Origin of the sequence: Streptomyces sp. NPDC001941 (assembly GCF_040296945.1) — a bacterium.
In the GTDB taxonomy this organism is placed as follows: domain Bacteria; phylum Actinomycetota; class Actinomycetes; order Streptomycetales; family Streptomycetaceae; genus Streptomyces.
This window is the reverse complement of the sequence record NZ_JBEOYE010000036.1, coordinates 44,906-61,463: the sequence shown is the minus strand read 5'-3', so window position 1 is coordinate 61,463 and position 16,558 is coordinate 44,906. Positions and strand designations below refer to the sequence as shown.

Below are 16,558 nucleotides of genomic sequence, written 5' to 3'. Positions count from 1 at the left end.
GAGACGAGAGGGGCGCGCGTCAGCGCGGCTCGGCGGCTTGTCGCCGCGTCCTCCGTCGAAGGGGTTGAGTGGGGGCGGGGTACAGCCCGTCAGCGCTTCCGGCGCTCCGTGCCCGTCACAACCTGCGTGTTGTGAAGGTCGTCGCCGATGACCGTCTTCTTCATCTCGCGGTCCCAGTCGAAGACCTGACGAAGGGTTCGGAACACGCCGAACACCTCTTCGTCAGCGCGCACCGGAGTAAAGCGCCAGCCCTCGGGGCGTGAGTGGAAGACAGCAGCGCCGGTGATGTCCGACGGCTTGACCGTGGTCACCTCTTCGCCGGTAGCGCCGTCCATGTACCGGTCGGCGAACCGGTAGGCGGCGAGCTGGATAGCCACGTCCTCGTGAATGCCGCTGCGCGTGGTCTTGTTGTCGCCCATGACGATCTCTGGCACGCCATCGATCACGATGCGGGCGATCCAGTCGTACGAGCCCGCATAGCGGTGGGTGTCCGACCAGGCCACCTGTTCCAGCGACAGGAACTCGGGCTGATAGCGGTCCAGGAACTCCGCGAAGTTCTGCCGGTGGGGCTCAAGGTCGGGATGCGTCCGGCGGACGTCCTCACCGCGCGCCATGCGCTCCATGAGGTCGTGTGCGTCGGAGCCGAGATCGGCGGCCTTGGCCGTGAACCGGCTCGGGGTGCGCTTGAGGTAGTCGACAGCCGCGTCCTGGTCGCGCATGGCGATGCCCAGCACGTGAGGCAGGTTCACAACTGCCTCTTCAGCGACCAGCTTTGCTGACCAGAAGCTCAGGAAGCCTTTGGGGAGCATCCCAACTACCGAGGTCACGCCCGGGTACTTGACCCCGGGGTCCGTCGGCGAGACGTAGAGGCGGGAGCCCCCGCGCTTGATGGTCGCGATCTTCGCCATGCTGCCCTCTCTGTCGGCGTCGTGCCTTGCAGAGGGGTCAAGTGGGGGCGGGGTACAGCGGCCGGTGCGGTGTAGGAGTGTAGGAAAACCAGGGCTTCCGGCAATCCCTTAGAGACTCCATAGGGAATGTGGGATGCAGGTCATTTCCTACACTCCTACACCCCGTCTCTCTCGCTGCCGCCCAGCGCTTCGCGCGGGCCTGGTCGTCGCCGCCGACGGCCGCCAGCTCGGTGACGAACGGTCCACCGCGGCGGGACCTTGGCCCCCCGCCGGCGGAGTCGAAGGTCCCCCGCGGGACATGCGCCCGTTTCCGGGCACGAAAAAGCCCCCGGGGTCCGTGGACACCCGGGGGCGGGGGTTCGGCCGTCAGGCGGCCGTGTGTGGCTTCCTAGGGGGTGACGGCGTCCTCCTCGGCCGCCGCCCACCCGGCAAGGTAGCCGTGCACGAACACGACACCCGCCGCGACGTTGCTGACACGGACCCACCCGGTGCCGCTAGCGCTCACCTCGAACCCGCCTTCGTTCGTCGCGCGCATCCAGCCGACCGCCTCAGCCGCCCCGCCGGACGGCAGAATCTCGGCCGTGGCCTGCGCGTCTCCGTCCATCGTCAGTTCCCAACGGACGTCGTACAGCTCTTCCGGCCTCTCGGCCTCTCTAGCGGGCATGTACGCCCCTCCCAACGCTCAGGGGCCCCGCTCCCCCACCGTGGGGAAACGGGGCCTGCACAGGGCTGTCTACGCCTGAAGCTTCGCCTTGACGTCCGAAATCCACTTCTCAAGCTTGGCGATCTCCGCCAGGACCTTCTTCAGGTCGTCGCCCTCGATGTCGTCGTAGAAGTCGATGGGCAGCGCGTCAGCCACCTGAACCGCACTGTCCACGACTTCCTTGGCACGCTGAGAGCGGGCCGAGTCGGACGAAGAGGCAGCCTTAGCCGACTCAAGGGCCTTGTTCGTCGCGTCCTTCGCCTTGGACAGAGCGCGGGCGGTGCGCTGCGCCAACGCCTTCTTCTCGCCCTCGGACTCCGAGGGAAGGTCGAAGTGCTTGAACACGGCGGCCGACGGGCGAAGCTCCGGATAGGCCGCAATGGCCTCCTTCACCTGCGGGTGAAGCTCAGACTCCTCGGTCGCGTCCAGCGCCCGGATGATGTCGACGCGGGCCTGAGAGCGAGCACGCTTAACCTGCTGCTGCACCGCGTACGCACGCGTGTGCTCCGGGGTGCCCTCCTCGACGCCTTCCAGGCTGTAGCCACCGGCGGCGTACGCCCTGTTCGAGAACTCCTTGGACCCGCCGCTAGCGAGGTTCCAGTCCATGCGGCCGTTCTTGTCGGTCATCTGCATGGCCACGAAGATCTGCGCTTGCGCCACCTCGTAAGCCGTCGCCGTGGCCTTGACGAACCCGTCGCCGGTCGCCTTGACCTTTGCGCCGACTTCCTTGATCAGCTTGTCGGCGTTCTCAAGCCCGGAGAGGTCCGTCGTCTCCTTGCTCACAACCGCCGTCGACCGCCGCTCCTTGGCCGCCGCTACAGCAGCCTTCACACGGGTCCGGAAGCCCGCGCGCTCCTTCGTCTCGATCTTCCGAATCAAGGCTTCGGCGGTCTTGGCGTCCGCGTCCGCGTCGCCCTTGTACCCGTCGGCCTCCATGCCCTCGACGAAGGTGCGGACCTGCTCCAAAGCCTTCGCAGGGTCGGCCGCAGCCGACTTGCTGGCCGTGGTCTTCTTCGCTGCCGTGCTCTTCGGGGCGGCCGTGGGCTTCTTCGCCGCCGTGGCCTTCTTCGCCGTCGCCATGTCTGCCTCTTTCTGAACGAAGTCCGCCAGCACCTCGGCGTACTTCCCGTCTCTGAACTTGACCGCACACGCCTTGCAAGAGGGCACCCGGACCGGCTTGCCCACCTTCACCACGCCCAGCACATCCGTACGGTCCGACACCGGCAGATGCTTACCGCATAGAGCATTCCCGGCTTCTATGGCGTTGTCATCTGCAAGGCTCGCGCCGAAGTGCTCGACGCGGCCCGTCCTGGTCTTCCCGTACCACATGCGCTGTTCCTTGCCGTGCGTCCACCACCCCCGGCCGAATGCCCGGCGGTTCGACGTCACCGTACCCCGGCAGCAGGGCCCAATCCATCGGAACTCGACAAGCGGAATTCCGCTGGTGACCAAAGTCCCGAGGGAACGAAAAAAGGCCCCCGGCGACCGGCCAGAGGCCAGCCACCAGGGGCGAAGAGTCACACGCTCACGGCGTGGTTGATGGACGGGATACCGTCCCGGAACCCGGGCACCTCGGCGCGGACGCGGTCGAGCGCGGCCAGCTCCTCGGCGGCACGCGCCTTGCGGTCGGTCGCCGTCTCGTACGGCGGCATGTCCAGAGCGCCCGCTTCCGCGAGTGCGTCACGGTGCTCCGTGCGGGTGTAACCACCGAGGGTGCGAATCAGCTTTGTGCGCATGTCAGTTGTCCTTTGTCATCAGTGAATCCACCTTGCGGTGAAGGTCAGTTACCGCGCCGTCGTTGTGCAGCACGAACCGGGCCAGGTCCGGGCCCAGCTTCTCGGACACGTGTCCATCGCCAACGACTCCCGGCCGGTCAACGAACCACAGCTCGAAACCGGCTTCCCGGAGCGTCCGCGCCTCGTTCTCAAAGCGCACGTCCGGCACCACGACGGGGGGAGGCTCGTAAGCCCACGCACGCGGTTCGTTCTCGATGTCATCAAGCAGCCGTTGCACCCAGAAGTCAGCGCCACACTGACGCCGAACACCCTCGGTGCCGAGGCGTTGCAGAAACCGGCGACCCTCGGGGTATCGCGACTTCACCCCATCCCAGCCCCAACGATCTACCGCAGCCGTAAGGCGCACTGGCAGCGCACCGAAGTGCCCCGGCTCGTAGCCGACCACAGGGTCAACGTCCAGCGCCATGCGCTTCAACGGGTCTGCCAGCGCCCTCCGCCGGTAGCCGTGCTCCTTGACCAGCCGAGCCGCAATGGCGTCCTTGCCGCTGCGGGCCCGGCCGATGATGCCGACTCCTCGCACCCCGCCTCCCTTCGTCGCCGTCCCTTGCGACCGGGGTGAGTGGGAGGTGGGTACTACTCGCCGATTCGGGCCCGGTCCTTCCGTGACCGCAGATCGATCGGGCGTGAGTCGTCGGCGTGCGGGTGATCGCAGCACTCGGCCTTGCCGCGTGCGCGCCCCTGCGCGTGAGCGCGCTCCGCGTCCGCTTCGGCCGCCTCAGTCGGCGTCACCTTCCGCCGGACGTCCCAACCGGCGAGGAGCACCACCAGGGCGACCACGCCGCCGACTATCGGTTCGCTGTGCTGCACCTCGGCGAGCGCCGGGAACCAACCGGCGAGGGAGGCGAACACCGCCACGACCAGGGCCCGGACAAGCACCGGGTTGTTCTTGAGATCCATCCACCTATCCGTTCTTGATGGTCACCGTTGCCGGAGCCCCCTTGCCGCCGGGGCCGAGGGCACACACCGTCACAGTCAAGCTCCGGCCCCAGTCGAGTCCGCCCCGGACGCGGTGCGTTGCCTCGGTCGTCTCGACGGAGCCGGTGAGTGCGTCGGACCATGCCACCGCATAGCCGGTCGCGCCGGGCACGGGGTCCCAGGTGAACGTGTGCTCTCCCCAGAGGGGCGAGTCCTTCTTGCCCGTGAGCCCGGTCGGTGCCGGTAGCGGGCCGTCACCGGTCACGGGCTCGGGCGTCAGCTCAACCTCAACCCACCGGCCGCCGTCGTACCGGCGGATGTGGGCAGCGTCGGCCCACGCCCCGGCGGAGTGGACGCGAAGGGCCTTCACAGGGCCACCCACACGTCACCAGCACGAGGGTTGGCGGGCGGCTCCTGGCCGACGTGGACGACCGGGCGCGCCGCCAGCTCGGTCACGCGCGCCTCAAGCGCTGCCAACTTGCCCTCGGCTTCGCGGCAGTCGTCCGGCACGACGCCAGTGCCTTCCTTCATGTCACACAGCATCTCGCTGACCGGCACCACACCATCCCGCTCGGTGTGCACCATCAAGTGCCCGTCCTTGGCGTACACGTAGATGGAGCCCGGCGGGGGCTGCTCGTTGAAGTCGGCGGGCACGTTCGTGAACGTCACCTTGTCGCCCGCACCGCTCGCGGCGTCCATGATGCGCAGGTCCCGCAGCTTGGCCGCGTTCCACGCCACGAACTCGCCGTGCGCGTTCACCTGGAAGGCAGTGTTGCCGTCGTGTGAGTAGACCTGGAAAAGCGAACTGTCGGTAGGGCGGCCCACAACCGCAAGGGTGAGGTTCTGGTTTCGGAAATCGCCCCACTCCGGCTTCCAGTTGAGAGCCGCGGGCCCCTGGTAGCTCACCAAGTCCGTTACTCCCGGAGGCCCTTGGTCGCCCTTCTCGCCGCGCTCGCCCCGTTCGCCGGCGGGACCCTGGTCACCCCGAGGTCCCTGTACGCCTTCGGTGCCCTGCGGGCCGTCCAACCCGCGTGGCCCCTGCGACCCTTCAGGTCCTCGTGCGCCGTCCGTTCCGTCTCGCCCGTCACGTCCTGGTGCCCCGTCGGCCCCGGGAGGGCCCTCGGGGCCCCTCTGGCCGTCGGTACCGGCCAGGCCGGGCTTTCCCTCCGCCCCGTCCTTCCCGGGCTCTCCAGCGGGCCCCTGCGGGCCCTGCTTCCCCTCCGGGCCGGGCGGGCCGCCGGGGTCGCCCTTCTCGCCCGGGTCACCCTTCGGCCCGCGCTCGCCGTCCCGACCGTGCACCGGAAGAAAGTTGGGGTTGAGCGGGTCGGAGTTCACCGTGTCGAAGAAATCGACGCCGTCCGGCGCGTACTTCCGCGACACGAACGACATGAACCGCTTCGGGTCACACCCCTCCAACCGCAGCACGACGGAGTAAGCCCACTCCTGGGGGTTCGAGCCGACAAGGTCACCAGGCAGCAGCTGCGCCGCGAACCGGCCGTCGTCGTCCACCTTCGCCGTAAACTCCCGAGGCCCCAAGTAGCCACCGGGGATGAACGCTCCCGCTGGCACATAGAACGAAATGGTGCCGGGCACCGGGCCGCCGTCCGGCGCGAACACCCGCCCGCGAACTTCCACCAGGTCCAACGTCTACCCCTTCCCAAAGGCCGCTATGAGAGCGGCCACCGCGCCGCCGACGGCGGTAACGCCAGTCAGCGGCACGGCGTACTTGTACCGTTCGATCGCGCGCAAGCGGGCCTCATGGTCAGCCAGTTCGCGCCGCGTCATCGCGTGTTCGTGCGTCAGCGACCGCACGTCGTCGCGCAGGCCAACCACCGCGTCATAGATCTCGCGCGTGCCGATGGTGACGCCGAGGGGGTCCCGCTCACGCTCGCCCACTACACGCTCACCTTCTGGCCGATCGTGATCACGTTCGCGTTCTTGATGCCGGGGTTCCGCGCGAGGAGTTGCGCCAGCGTCAGCCCGTAGCGCTTCGCGATGCCGCCGAGGGTGTCGCCCCGAACGACCGTGTGCACGCGCGCCTTCGCGCCGTACGTCGCCTTGAGCTTCCGCAGCGTGGTCGGCCCCGGGATGCCGTCGGCGTCACGGCCGGAGAACCCGCACTTCCGCTGCCACGCCTCGTACGACGCCCGGTCGGCCTCGCCCCACGACGGGCCGGGACCCTGCTTGTACCGGCCGCAACCGGCGCGCACGAGCAGGTGGCCAAGCTCGGTGATGTGCGCCCCCTTGGCCCCCGACCCGTAGCGGAGACCGTCCACCGTCACAACACCGCCCGTCGACGGAACCACCGGCGGAATTCCGCTGGTGCCCGAGTAGTTGGGGTAGCAGTAGCCGTGAATCCAGCTCGAAGAGCGCGAGTGCGTCTTGCGGTAGCAGCCCATGCCCGACGCGATGTTGCCCGCAGGGTTCGTGTTGCCCTCAATCGTCGTGATGGTCTTTGCCGTGAACGACTCGACGAAGCCGACGTGGTCACCGCCGCCAGCGCCGAACATGACCAGCGCGCCGACGCGCGGCGTCGAGCCGAACCGGCCGCGCGACTTGAACCAGCTCGTGCAGCTCCCGCAGCTCGCCGTCATCGGGATGACGTCCCGGTTCCCGGTCACGTACGCGACGTACGACACGAACATCTGGCACCACGCCGCAGCGACCCAATACGACTGCCCGTCGCGGGCAATCGTGTCTCGGTACCAGCGACCGAACTTCGTTGGCTGCCGACGGCCGGGCGCGTACCCGATGTGCTTGCGTGCCTCGCTGAACAGGGTCTCGGTGTTGGTTGCCATGCGTCCTCTCATGCGAAAGCCCCCGCCAACTGACGGGGGCCGATGTGGGTTTCAACTCAGGGCCACATGCCCTCAGGGATGTTCGTGATCCGGCCGTCCGGCCGACGGCTCCCAGTAGGCACGCCCGAACGCTTCACCAGCGAGACGCGGGCGACCCGCGGAGCGCTCGCCGCCAGGGCCGCCGACTTGGCAGACGGGGGCGTATCCCAACGCGATTCGAGCAGCGCGATGCGCTCTTCCAGATGTCGCAAGTAGCGGCCCAAGTCCGGGTCGAACAAGCGGTAGTCGGCCATCAGGCTGCCTTTCCGGGCGCGGTCAGGAACTTGGACTCTTGGGCCAACTCCAGCTCCATCCGGTCGCTGCCGTCATGCATCACCTGAAGCTTGGCCTGAACGATCACGTACGGGGCCTTGTCCAGCGCGCCCCACTGGGCAGCACCGCCGATCGCGTGCTCGCCACGGGCCGTCAGCTTCACCTTGTTTCGGCCGGTGTTCGGGTCAAGGATCTCCGGCAGGAACATGCGCGGGTACGTCACCACCTTCGGCGTGATCGTCGCGTCCCGGCCGAACGACACCGCCTGACGCGCCAGCCGTTTCATGTCCGCATCCGACTTGCCCGTCTGCGCGTTCACGATGGTGTCCTGGATGGGCAACACGGCCTTCTGGTCGTCGTTGTCCCACCGCACGTACGTCGGGTCCGACAGTTCGTCGGCGGGCCGCTCCCCGATCACGTAACCCACCGAGGAGTAGCCGGTGCCGTCCACGTGCACGTCTGTGATCTCGCAGTTCCGACCGGCTGTGAGTTCAACGTCCTTGCTCGTTCCCGTCCGCCCGTTCAGCCATTCCGGCTTGCGGGTCCCGGTCGCGATGACGACGTGTCGCAGGATGGGCAGGTTCCAACTCGTCGCGTCGCCATCGAACTTGCCTGGCGAGACGAACGCCTTGCAGCGCAGGTAGTAGCCCTCATCCCCCGGCATGTCCGCCATGGCGTACGCCTTCTGAGCCAACGTCTCCTGAAAGCGCATGTACTTGCGGTACCGCCACGTCGGGTGCTTGGGCCCGTCGGCGAGGCTGTAAAGCGTGCCGATCCCCCAGTTCGCGTTCGCGTCGTCGAACATCTCCTGGAGGAGCACCGAGGGCTTGCGGTCAATGGTCTGGAACTGCCCTCCCCGTGACGCCAACCGGCGCTCGTAGAACGACAGGAAGTCGCGACCGTCGAGCGTGAGCGTCCGGTCCACAATTCCCGCCTGAGCGTTCCAGACCGGCCCCCCGAAGATGATCGGCGAAGACCCCGGAACAGTCGTCGACATGGACTCATCCTCGACGTACTGGTCAGTGATCGGCGCGCCCCGGTCGAGCACCCGGGCCACCGCAAAGCAGTACTTGTACGGCTCGAAGTCCGGCGCGGCCTTCAGCACCTCGTCGAGCGAGAGCGTCACGGACGCCTGCGCGGGCGCGTCCAGCGTGTACGTCACAGACACGGCAGCCGGGATGAACGTCTTGTTCGGCGGCGGGTTGTCACCAGCACCCGCAATCGAACCCGGTCGCTGCTGAAATGCCGCCGCATCCGGATTGGCCAGCGGCCAGTACTTCCAGAGCAGCACCCGGTACGCCCAGGTGAGCGGGTAATCGTCCTGCATGCACCACTCCACACCAGAGGGCACCGGCGGAATTCCGCTGGTGCCCTCAACTCCCTTGCCTACACGAGTGGCAGGGCCGCCACTCGCACGTACGACCCGATACGGCCGTCCCACGTGAACCGCTGGCCCGATCCGCCAACTAGCGCACCCTCGAACCGGATCGTCGCCGCCTTACCGGCCGCCAGGAGGAACGCGGCGTTCACCTGCCCGTAGATGCGGTTGTTCCACGGCGGCGGTTGGTCCGTCGTGCCCAACTTGGTTTCCACCCCGTCGACTACCGCCGCCAGAATCGCCACCGATCCCTTGCTCGGCAGCCCCGTTCCCGCCTCGCGCGGCGCGGAGTACTTCGCGTTGATCTCAAGTATCCGGGGCCAGGCCACCGCCGGAACCACACCCGACGCGATGACCGCCTTAGCCGGATACTCGCTCGAAATGCGGTATCCGGCATTGGCCTTGATCTCGAACCACTGCGCACCCCGCTGCGCCTGTACCGGCACCCATGTGCCGTCAGCCCGCTTGACGTACTCCACACCCGCCTTGCGGTCGAAGTACGTTGCCCCTGCCTCCGCAGCCATGCTCACCCCTTCAGCTCGTGCAGCGACACACGCAGGTACGTGGTCGTGCCCTTGGCCACCCGGTACACGAACCCGGCAGGCAGCGACCCAATGCCGGGGTTCTTCAGGAAGTTGGCTTGCAGTACGAGCCGTACCGGCTTGCTGTTGGCGCTGATCTGCCACGACGACGCGATCTCAGCTCCCGCCCCTGACACCCAATAGCACTGACGCCAGAGCTCGGTTCGCGCCGTTGCCGCCCCGCCCTCGTACTGGTCGGCCAGCGCGATTCCGGCCGACTCCACGACGGTCCCGCCCCAACCGGCCGCGTGGTACCCGGCGCGGATGACCGCCACCCGCGCGTACGGGGCCGGAGGTATCCACGCCGTGTTCATGAGGTTCGTCCACTTGTCCATGTGGGCCGCCGTCAGTTCACGGTCGACCGCCAGGTCGTAGCCGTAAAGCTCCGCGCCGTTGGTGTAGCTGACCGGTTGCCACATCCCCGCCGGGTTGGCGTAGTAGCGGTTGCAGGTCTGCCGGTCTACGTAGCGCGCACCAGGGTTGGGCACGAAGTCACCTCGCAGGGTAGAGAGTCGCGGTCAGAAACGTCCGGTCGCGGCTCGTGTTCACGTTGGGGCCGGGTGCGGCCGTGACGGCAGTCAGCGAGACGTTCGCGGCGACCTGGACCGACTTCCCAGCCGGGATGTCCATCGCGTACGAGACGGCCGACCCGCCGTCCGTGCCGTTGCCCGCGATGTAGCCCGCCGTCACCTCACGGATAGCGTTCGCGCGCACCGTCGGGGCCTCACCGTCCAGCCCAACGGCCACATGGCAGTAGGTCGCGTTCCACGCCTGCTTCCCCTCGACGTGGACCTGAGCCACCGCCAGGAGAACGCGCGGGTAGCCGACCGCCCCGAACGACATCAGCGCGTACGGCTTCACGTCCGAGTTGCCCGACGAACCCGCGCCGGGCGGGAGAGCGATCGCCCCCGACGCCCACGCCGTCCGCGCCACGGGAGTTCGAGCCTGGTCGTCCCACGTGCCCTTGGGCGACAGCGAGTAGAGCTTGCCCGTACGCCGATCGGAGTAAGTTGCGCCCGTCTCAACCGACATGGGGGACCTCCCCCGCGGAGGGACCTTCGGCCCCGCCGGCGAAGGGCCCAAGGTCCTCCTCCTGGTCCTCGCCCTCAACGACCGGCAAGCTCTCGGCGTCCTCAACTTCCGGCGCATAGAAGGTGACCGGGGACGGCGGACCGTCGCCGACGAGGAGCATGTCACTGTCCCCAACCTTCTTCTCGCCCGATGCCGTACGGACGAACAGCTCGCCGGAGCGCGCGAACAGCCCCACGCCGCCTTTCACGGCCCCCGTGGGCACCTTGGGGCTGTTCGCCAGTGCGAGGACGTTAGAGCCCCCGCCAAACTCGTCGTTGGCATCGCCCAGGCGCACGTTCCGGGTGGCGTACAGGTTGCCCGTCGGCAGCTCGACCGCGCCCGTCGACCGCACCTCCAGCGCCGACGTGCCGTCACTCTTCTGGACGACCAGCGGGCGCGCCACGCCGTCGCCGCACTGCGCGACGATGCCGAAGTGGGAGTTCAGCGCGCCCTTGCCGTCGACTCCGACAACCCAGTCAGTAGCCGTCTGGACCTTGAACAGGTCCGCGCCGCCTAGCGGGGCCTCCACGGCGAACGACCCCTTCACCATGCCGCCGGAGTTCAGCTCCAGAGTGCCCGGCGGGCCCTGGTCACCCCGGATCGTGCCGACCTCAACCCACGCCGCCCCCTGCATCTCGTAGAGCTTCATGACGTCCGTGCGCACCAGGAGGTCACCCGCCGGAACACCAGCTGGTGCCGCAGGACTGTCCTTGACGTGGATTCGGTTCCCGTCGCGGAACCAGTTGCCGTCGTCCTGGCGCACGTAGCGCACGCCCGTCCGCATGTCCGTGTACTGCGTACCGGCACGGAAGACTTCTGCGTCACGCTCGTCCGGCACCCGGGCTGCAGCCGGTCCCGTACGGGTCAACAGGTACTGATTCAGGAGCCTGTTCGCGGCGTCGCCCGGGCGCACGAAACGATGGTCGGCCCACTTGAACGGCTGGCCTTCGCTGCGCGAGTAGTACCCGAGCGCGAGCGCGCGCGGAGCCGTCGCCAGCTTGTCGACGCGCCGGAACACCAGATCGTTGACCGTGTTGCCGTCCTTCTTCTCGAAGACCTGCGCGACCAACCAGCCCTGGTTGTCCGTCAGCGGCACACGGGCGGGGGCGTCCGACTCGATCCAGTACACGCCGCCACGCGTATCCCGAACCCAGCCACGACCGGCCGACACGTACGCGTCAGTGCCCTGAATCGTGACACTGAACGAGTCGGCGGAGTCCACGCCAACGGCGTAGTCCTGCATCGACCCGAACATGCGCCGCCACACCTCGGCCGGGTAGCTAGACCCGTCCTGGAACGAGACTGTCGTACTCACACGTACCTTCCCGGCTGCCACTCGACGTACCCGGCGGGCGCAGCCTGACTTGATGACTTGGCGTACTCCGCCGTGATTTCGTACGAGCGACCGGCCGCCAGCGTCGGCGAGCTGCCCGTCACCGTCAGCGGATGCCGCCCGCCGTCGAGCCGGATATGGGCAGCGGACGGCTCGACACCGTCGGCATGGGGGAACGTGAACTCGACCCGCTCCCCGCTCTGCACCTCGACGTCGTCGGCGACGCCCGCAATGCCCTCCCACGGCTGGCCGCCCGGGGTCTCCGCCTCACGGCGCGCACGCACCCTCGGGCCAGCCACCGGGCCGTTGATGACCACCGTCAAGTCACACGGCTCCAACGAGCCGTTCGTGACCCACGCCGTCTCATACCCCTCGCCACCCCCGTTGTCAGGGATGGCCAGCGGCATCACGGGGAGCCCGAGTGAGTCACTGAACTCCGTTCCGCCGCGACGGTAGTTCGTCAGCGTCTCCAGCCGCCGCCGGATCTTGCCGACGCCTTGCACGTACGGGCTCGTGCACTCGAACTGCACGTCGACGGTCGGCACGTACACCCCGTACATGTCGTCCATGACCGCCGACCGCTTCCGGACACGCCCGCGGATTTCCGCTGTCGCCCCCTGGGCAACTCCCGGGAACTTGAAGCGCATCGGTCGTTCCTCGCGGGAGTGCGAGAAGGCCGCCATGACTTCGCCCATGACCAGATCCAAGTGTTCGGAGCTGTCCGCGAGCACCTGGAACGACATGGTGACCGTGCGGCCCCTCATGTAGTCCCGGCCCGGCCGAAGCCCGTCCAACCCGATCAGCTCTAGGTCGAAGTCCTTGACGTCCGGCATCGCCGCCAGACCCTCAACCTCACTCAGAACCAGGGGGGATGCCCCACCAAGGAGCACTCCCCCATAGGTCAGCGTCCACGGCTGATCAGCCCACGGGAGCCGCGCCGAACGCATGGCCGCCAGATTCCGAAGCTCTTCGCGGCTCCTCGGTGCGAGCACCCGCCTACCTCCCACTAGTCCGCAGCGCCCACGCCACGTCACGACCGATGTCGGCCGCGTCCGCATTCGTGTTCGCGTTCACCGTGATGTTGTTGACCGGCCGCTCACCAGCGGAATTCCGCCGGTGCTTCGCCGACCGCTCAAGAGCCGTCAGCGGGGCCACCATCGCGGCCGACAGACCAGCGCCGACCGACCGCGACAGGCCCGAACCCACGCCGCCGACCGCATCCACCAGGGAGGGGCCAGCGGCCGCGTACGCGACCGGCGGGGCCGCCTGCACCTCCGGAGCCGGGCCCGGGGGCACCAGTCCACCGTCCGCCCCCTCAAGCCAGTCGACCGGGGATCCTGGGCTGAACCAGTTGGCCGGGTTCAGCTTGCTGGCCACGTTGCGAACGATGCTGCTCGCACGGCTCATGAGGGAGCCCACCATGGAGTTGATGCCCCGGATCATGGCGCTGATCATGTTCCGGCCCGCGTTCAGCGCCATACCCGGAAGCCGCCCGAGAATCCCGAGGATTCGGCCGGGTAGCTGCGCCACGTATGACGCCACCCGCGAAAGGAACTGGCTGGCCGACTGCGCGCCCGAGGACACCCACCGGCCGAGGGTCGACGCCGCCGAGGAAGCCATCCGGGACAGAAAGCCCGCGATGCGCCCGGGAAGCTGCCCCACATAGGAGGCAACTCGCGAGAGGAACTGACCGGCCTTGGAGGCCGCGTCAGAGACCCAGCGGGAAAGGGTCGTTGCAGCGCTCGACGCCATCCGGGACAGGAAGCCCGCGATGCGTCCCGGCAGTTGGGTGACCCACCCCACGATCCGGCCCACGAACTCCCCCGCCTTGCGGGCCGCTTCGGAGACCCACCGACCGAGAGGTTCGGCCGCCGATATCACCATGCCGCCCAGCCAGCCGGCGATCCGTGCGGGGAGGCCCATCAGGTACTCGCCCAGCGTGCGGACGAATCCCCAACCAGCCTCGAAGGCAACCCGGGTGAACGTGCCGACAAGCTGAGCACCTGCCGACAACAGCGAGCCCGCGAGCCGGAACATGATGCCCGGCATCTGCGCCGCCAGCTCCATACCAACCTGCGCGAGAGCCTTGACCAGCTCCCAACCGATGTCGAGCAGCGCCGAAACGATGCTCTGCCGGTTCTCACGCACGCCGTCGGCCGCACCCTCGACGATGCCGCCACCGGTCAGCCGCCCGCCGTCCTTACCGGCGCTCTCGGCGTCACCGCCAGCAAACCAACCCTTGATGGTCTCGGGAAGCTTCTTCAGCCACTCGACGAGCCGATCGGCCCAACCCTGCACGATGCCGGGGATCTTGTCCGCCCACTCGCGAAGCTTGTCGGTGAGCTTCTGCGTGAACTGGCCGATCGCCTCGGGGGCCGACTGCGCCCACTCACGGATCTTGCGAATGGCCGCGTCTTTCCACTCGCCGATCTTCGCGACGATGATCGGCTTAGCCCGCTCAAGTGTCGACCGAATCCGCTCGTGCCACTCGGACAGCTTGTCGCCGATCTCATCCGCGATCCGGCCGAGTCCGTCCCAGATCGAGCGGCCCCACTCGGCGATCTTGCCCGGAGCCTCGGCACGGACCTTGACCAACCAGTCCCACGCCTTGGGGGCCCACTCCCCCACCCATTCAGCGATCCTGCCTCCGATGGACGCGAGGCCGCCCCTGACCCACTCGCCGAACTGGGCAAGCTTCCCCGGGGCCGCCGCCGCAGCGGCCTTCAGCCACTCCCAGACGCGCGGTGCCCAGTCGGCGACGAACTCGCCGATACGGCGGCCGATCGCCAGCAGCCCGGCCCGCAGGGCGACGGACCACTGAGCGAGCTTCAGGGGCGCTGCCGCAGCAGCGTCCTTGACCCAACTCCAGATCTTCGGGCCCCACTCGGACACCGTCCGGACGATCCAGTCGCCAGCCTGCGCCAGGTACTCGGGAATGCGCTGGGCGAACTCCCAGATCTTCTTTCCAAGATCAGCGATCCACGACCACGCCTTGGCCGCCCATTCCTTGATCTTGTCCCAGTTCTTGAACGCCGCCACCACGGCGACGATCGCCGCGATGGCCCATCCGATCGGACCCATGGCCGTGAGCACTGCGCCCGCGATCCGGACAGCCTGCGTGACGGCCGTACGAGCCGCTGTGACGAACCCACGGCCCACCACCCGGAAGAACCCTCGGAAGCCGCCCCCAGAGGCCGCCACAGCGGCGCTCATGCCCCTTGTCGCCCGTCCCACGGTCTGACCGGCCCTGCCAGCAGTCCCGCCGAACGCCGAGAACGCCGACGAGCTGTTCGTGAGCCCCTGGCGGAAGCGAGCGAATCCGGACGCGCCGCCCGCGATTGCACCGCCGAAGCGAGACACGGCAGCGCCGCCCGCTACGACCGTCGAGCCGAAGCCCCTCAGCAGCCCGCCAGCCTTGCCGACGGTCCAGAGGAGACCCGAGAGTCCCACGGTCAGACCGGCGACTGCCGCCACCGTCTGAAGCACCCCGTTCGGCAGAGTGCCGAACCAGCGAGCGAGGCTCGTGAGCCCACGCATCAAACCGTTGAAGGCGTCGCGTAGGCCGCCGTCCCAGAGCTTGAGGCCAAGCTCCTGGACCGCCGAGAGGAACGTGAGCAGCTGGCCCTTAGCGCTCTCCTCGTACGCCTGCGCCATCCGGCGGGCCGCGCCCTCGGACTTCAGCATCTCGCCGTTGAGGCGGTTCAACTTCTCCCGCGACGCGTCGCCCATCAGCGCCAGGAACGCCGGTCCGGCGCGCTGGCCGAACGCCGTCATCACGTCCGACGTCGTCACGCCCGCCTTGGCGAACTCGTTGACCGACGCGGTCAGCCCGATGAACTTGCCGTTCTGGTCGCTGAGTTCGATCCCGTACTTCTTGGCGATCTTCTGCGCCTTGCCCGACGTGTCGTTCAAGCGCGTGAGCATGCCCCGAAGGGCCGTGCCCGCCATGTCGGCCTGAATGCCGTTGTCGCCGAGGACAGCCATGGAGGCCGCCGCCTCTTCCAGCGACATGCCGAAGGACTTGGCGACCGGGCCGACGTACTTGAACGACTGGCCCAACATCTCAATGTCGACGTTGCCCCGGGTCGCCGCAGCGGCCATGACGTCGACCGCCCGGCCCGCCTGGTCGACCCCTAGGCCCATGCCGGACATCACGTTGGTGACGACGTCCGACGTGCGGGCCAGGTCCATGTTCGCCGCCGACGCGAGGTCGAGCATCCTCGGCGTGACCGCCAGAATCTCGTTCGTCTTCATACCGGCCATGGCCAGGAAGCCCATGCCGTCGGCTGCTTGGGTGGCCGAGAACTTCGTCGTCGCGCCCAGCTCGCGGGCCTTGGCCTCAAGTGCCGCGATCTCGCGGGCAGGTGCCCCCGTGACACCAATCAGCTTCGCCATGGCGGTGTCGAAGTCCATGCCCGTCTTGACCACACCGACGCCGAGGGCAGTGACGCCCAGGACCAGCGGGCGCATGGACGATGCCGCAGCAGCGGCCGGGGCCGCCCATGACTGGAAGCGCTGGCCTGCCGACCGGATCTGCTCGCCGGTACGGGCAACCGAGTTGCCCATGGCTCCGATCTGCACGCCCGACCGGGCCACCGCCGCACTCACGCCGGAAAGCCCCTGCGTGACCCCAGCGTTCAGGTCCCTACCGGCCCGCAGCGAGGCTGCGTTCGCGGCCGTCGTGATCTGCGAGAACAGCTTGTCGCCGCGCGCCTGAAGATCGATAAAGGCGGTGCCCACCTTCATTGCACCCGCCATCGACA

18 protein-coding genes are annotated in these 16,558 nt (G+C 68.2%); all 18 read right to left on the bottom strand.

What is annotated here, in order from left to right; genetic code table 11:
- Positions 1–89: 89 nt before the first annotated feature.
- The 18 genes from ABT160_RS23620 to ABT160_RS23535 all read right to left on the bottom strand — a co-directional run bounded on the left by ABT160_RS23620 (position 90) and on the right by ABT160_RS23535 (position 16,541).
- Positions 90–908 carry a hypothetical protein gene (locus ABT160_RS23620; RefSeq protein ID WP_351649741.1) on the bottom strand — a complete coding sequence of 273 codons (819 nt, stop codon included), beginning with the start codon at positions 906–908 and terminating at the stop codon, positions 90–92.
- A 388-nt stretch (positions 909–1,296) separates the two neighbouring features.
- A complete protein-coding gene (locus tag ABT160_RS23615; protein WP_351649740.1) occupies positions 1,297–1,572 on the bottom strand; it encodes a hypothetical protein in 276 nt (91 codons plus the stop codon).
- A gap of 69 nt (positions 1,573–1,641) precedes the next feature.
- Entirely contained in the window at positions 1,642–2,940 is a 1,299-nt protein-coding gene (locus ABT160_RS23610) for a hypothetical protein (protein ID WP_351649739.1), read from the bottom strand.
- A 188-nt stretch (positions 2,941–3,128) separates the two neighbouring features.
- Positions 3,129–3,347 (bottom strand): hypothetical protein, encoded by a 219-nt coding sequence (locus ABT160_RS23605; protein ID WP_351649738.1) that lies wholly within the window; start codon positions 3,345–3,347, stop codon positions 3,129–3,131.
- Between the two features lies 1 nt (position 3,348).
- A complete protein-coding gene (locus ABT160_RS23600; RefSeq protein WP_351649737.1) occupies positions 3,349–3,927 on the bottom strand; it encodes a deoxynucleotide monophosphate kinase family protein in 579 nt (192 codons plus the stop codon).
- A 53-nt stretch (positions 3,928–3,980) separates the two neighbouring features.
- Entirely contained in the window at positions 3,981–4,304 is a 324-nt protein-coding gene (locus tag ABT160_RS23595; protein WP_351649736.1) for a hypothetical protein, read from the bottom strand.
- Between the two features lie 4 nt (positions 4,305–4,308).
- Entirely contained in the window at positions 4,309–4,692 is a 384-nt protein-coding gene (locus ABT160_RS23590) for a hypothetical protein (RefSeq protein ID WP_351649735.1), read from the bottom strand.
- Entirely contained in the window at positions 4,689–5,966 is a 1,278-nt protein-coding gene (locus ABT160_RS23585; protein ID WP_351649734.1) for a collagen-like domain-containing protein, read from the bottom strand. Before ABT160_RS23585 ends, ABT160_RS23590 begins: the two co-directional genes overlap by 4 nt.
- 3 nt (positions 5,967–5,969) lie before the next feature.
- On the bottom strand, positions 5,970–6,218 hold the full coding sequence (locus ABT160_RS23580) for a hypothetical protein (RefSeq protein ID WP_351649733.1): 249 nt from the start codon (positions 6,216–6,218) through the stop codon (positions 5,970–5,972).
- Positions 6,218–7,120: a peptidoglycan-binding protein gene (locus ABT160_RS23575; RefSeq protein ID WP_351649732.1), complete on the bottom strand. Its 903-nt coding sequence runs from the start codon at positions 7,118–7,120 to the stop codon at positions 6,218–6,220. The genes ABT160_RS23580 and ABT160_RS23575 overlap by 1 nt, the downstream gene beginning before the upstream one ends.
- Before the next feature lie 56 nt (positions 7,121–7,176).
- Entirely contained in the window at positions 7,177–7,413 is a 237-nt protein-coding gene (locus ABT160_RS23570; RefSeq protein ID WP_351649731.1) for a hypothetical protein, read from the bottom strand.
- Complete coding sequence (locus ABT160_RS23565; RefSeq protein WP_351649730.1) at positions 7,413–8,759, bottom strand: hypothetical protein; 1,347 nt, start codon at positions 8,757–8,759, stop codon at positions 7,413–7,415. Before ABT160_RS23565 ends, ABT160_RS23570 begins: the two co-directional genes overlap by 1 nt.
- 59 nt (positions 8,760–8,818) lie before the next feature.
- The gene (locus ABT160_RS23560) at positions 8,819–9,334 is read right to left on the bottom strand and encodes a hypothetical protein (protein ID WP_351649729.1); all 516 of its coding nucleotides are present in this window, start codon (positions 9,332–9,334) and stop codon (positions 8,819–8,821) included.
- A gap of 2 nt (positions 9,335–9,336) precedes the next feature.
- On the bottom strand, positions 9,337–9,879 hold the full coding sequence (locus ABT160_RS23555; protein ID WP_351649728.1) for a hypothetical protein: 543 nt from the start codon (positions 9,877–9,879) through the stop codon (positions 9,337–9,339).
- Between the two features lie 4 nt (positions 9,880–9,883).
- Complete coding sequence (locus ABT160_RS23550; protein WP_351649727.1) at positions 9,884–10,423, bottom strand: hypothetical protein; 540 nt, start codon at positions 10,421–10,423, stop codon at positions 9,884–9,886.
- Positions 10,413–11,705: a hypothetical protein gene (locus ABT160_RS23545; RefSeq protein ID WP_351649726.1), complete on the bottom strand. Its 1,293-nt coding sequence runs from the start codon at positions 11,703–11,705 to the stop codon at positions 10,413–10,415. Before ABT160_RS23545 ends, ABT160_RS23550 begins: the two co-directional genes overlap by 11 nt.
- A gap of 68 nt (positions 11,706–11,773) precedes the next feature.
- Positions 11,774–12,787, bottom strand: coding sequence for a phage tail family protein (locus tag ABT160_RS23540; protein ID WP_351649725.1), 1,014 nt, complete (start codon positions 12,785–12,787; stop codon positions 11,774–11,776).
- 4 nt (positions 12,788–12,791) lie between these two features.
- Positions 12,792–16,541 carry a phage tail tape measure protein gene (locus tag ABT160_RS23535; protein WP_351649724.1) on the bottom strand — a complete coding sequence of 1,250 codons (3,750 nt, stop codon included), beginning with the start codon at positions 16,539–16,541 and terminating at the stop codon, positions 12,792–12,794.
- Positions 16,542–16,558 lie beyond the last annotated feature (17 nt).

Bases quoted from the DNA above. Each gene is read 5' to 3' on its own strand.
- ABT160_RS23570 (WP_351649731.1), bottom strand. From the start codon at position 7,413: ATGGCCGACTACCGCTTGTTCGACCCGGACTTGGGCCGCTACTTGCGA.
- ABT160_RS23545 (WP_351649726.1), bottom strand. From the start codon at position 11,705: ATGCAGGACTACGCCGTTGGCGTGGACTCCGCCGACTCGTTCAGTGTC.
- ABT160_RS23550 (WP_351649727.1), bottom strand. From the start codon at position 10,423: ATGTCGGTTGAGACGGGCGCAACTTACTCCGATCGGCGTACGGGCAAG.
- ABT160_RS23620 (WP_351649741.1), bottom strand. From the start codon at position 908: ATGGCGAAGATCGCGACCATCAAGCGCGGGGGCTCCCGCCTCTACGTC.
- ABT160_RS23535 (WP_351649724.1), bottom strand. From the start codon at position 16,541: ATGAAGGTGGGCACCGCCTTTATCGATCTTCAGGCGCGCGGCGACAAG.
- ABT160_RS23615 (WP_351649740.1), bottom strand. From the start codon at position 1,572: ATGCCCGCTAGAGAGGCCGAGAGGCCGGAAGAGCTGTACGACGTCCGT.
- ABT160_RS23595 (WP_351649736.1), bottom strand. From the start codon at position 4,304: ATGGATCTCAAGAACAACCCGGTGCTTGTCCGGGCCCTGGTCGTGGCG.
- ABT160_RS23565 (WP_351649730.1), bottom strand. From the start codon at position 8,759: ATGCAGGACGATTACCCGCTCACCTGGGCGTACCGGGTGCTGCTCTGG.
- ABT160_RS23560 (WP_351649729.1), bottom strand. From the start codon at position 9,334: ATGGCTGCGGAGGCAGGGGCAACGTACTTCGACCGCAAGGCGGGTGTG.
- ABT160_RS23575 (WP_351649732.1), bottom strand. From the start codon at position 7,120: ATGGCAACCAACACCGAGACCCTGTTCAGCGAGGCACGCAAGCACATC.
- ABT160_RS23610 (WP_351649739.1), bottom strand. From the start codon at position 2,940: ATGTGGTACGGGAAGACCAGGACGGGCCGCGTCGAGCACTTCGGCGCG.
- ABT160_RS23605 (WP_351649738.1), bottom strand. From the start codon at position 3,347: ATGCGCACAAAGCTGATTCGCACCCTCGGTGGTTACACCCGCACGGAG.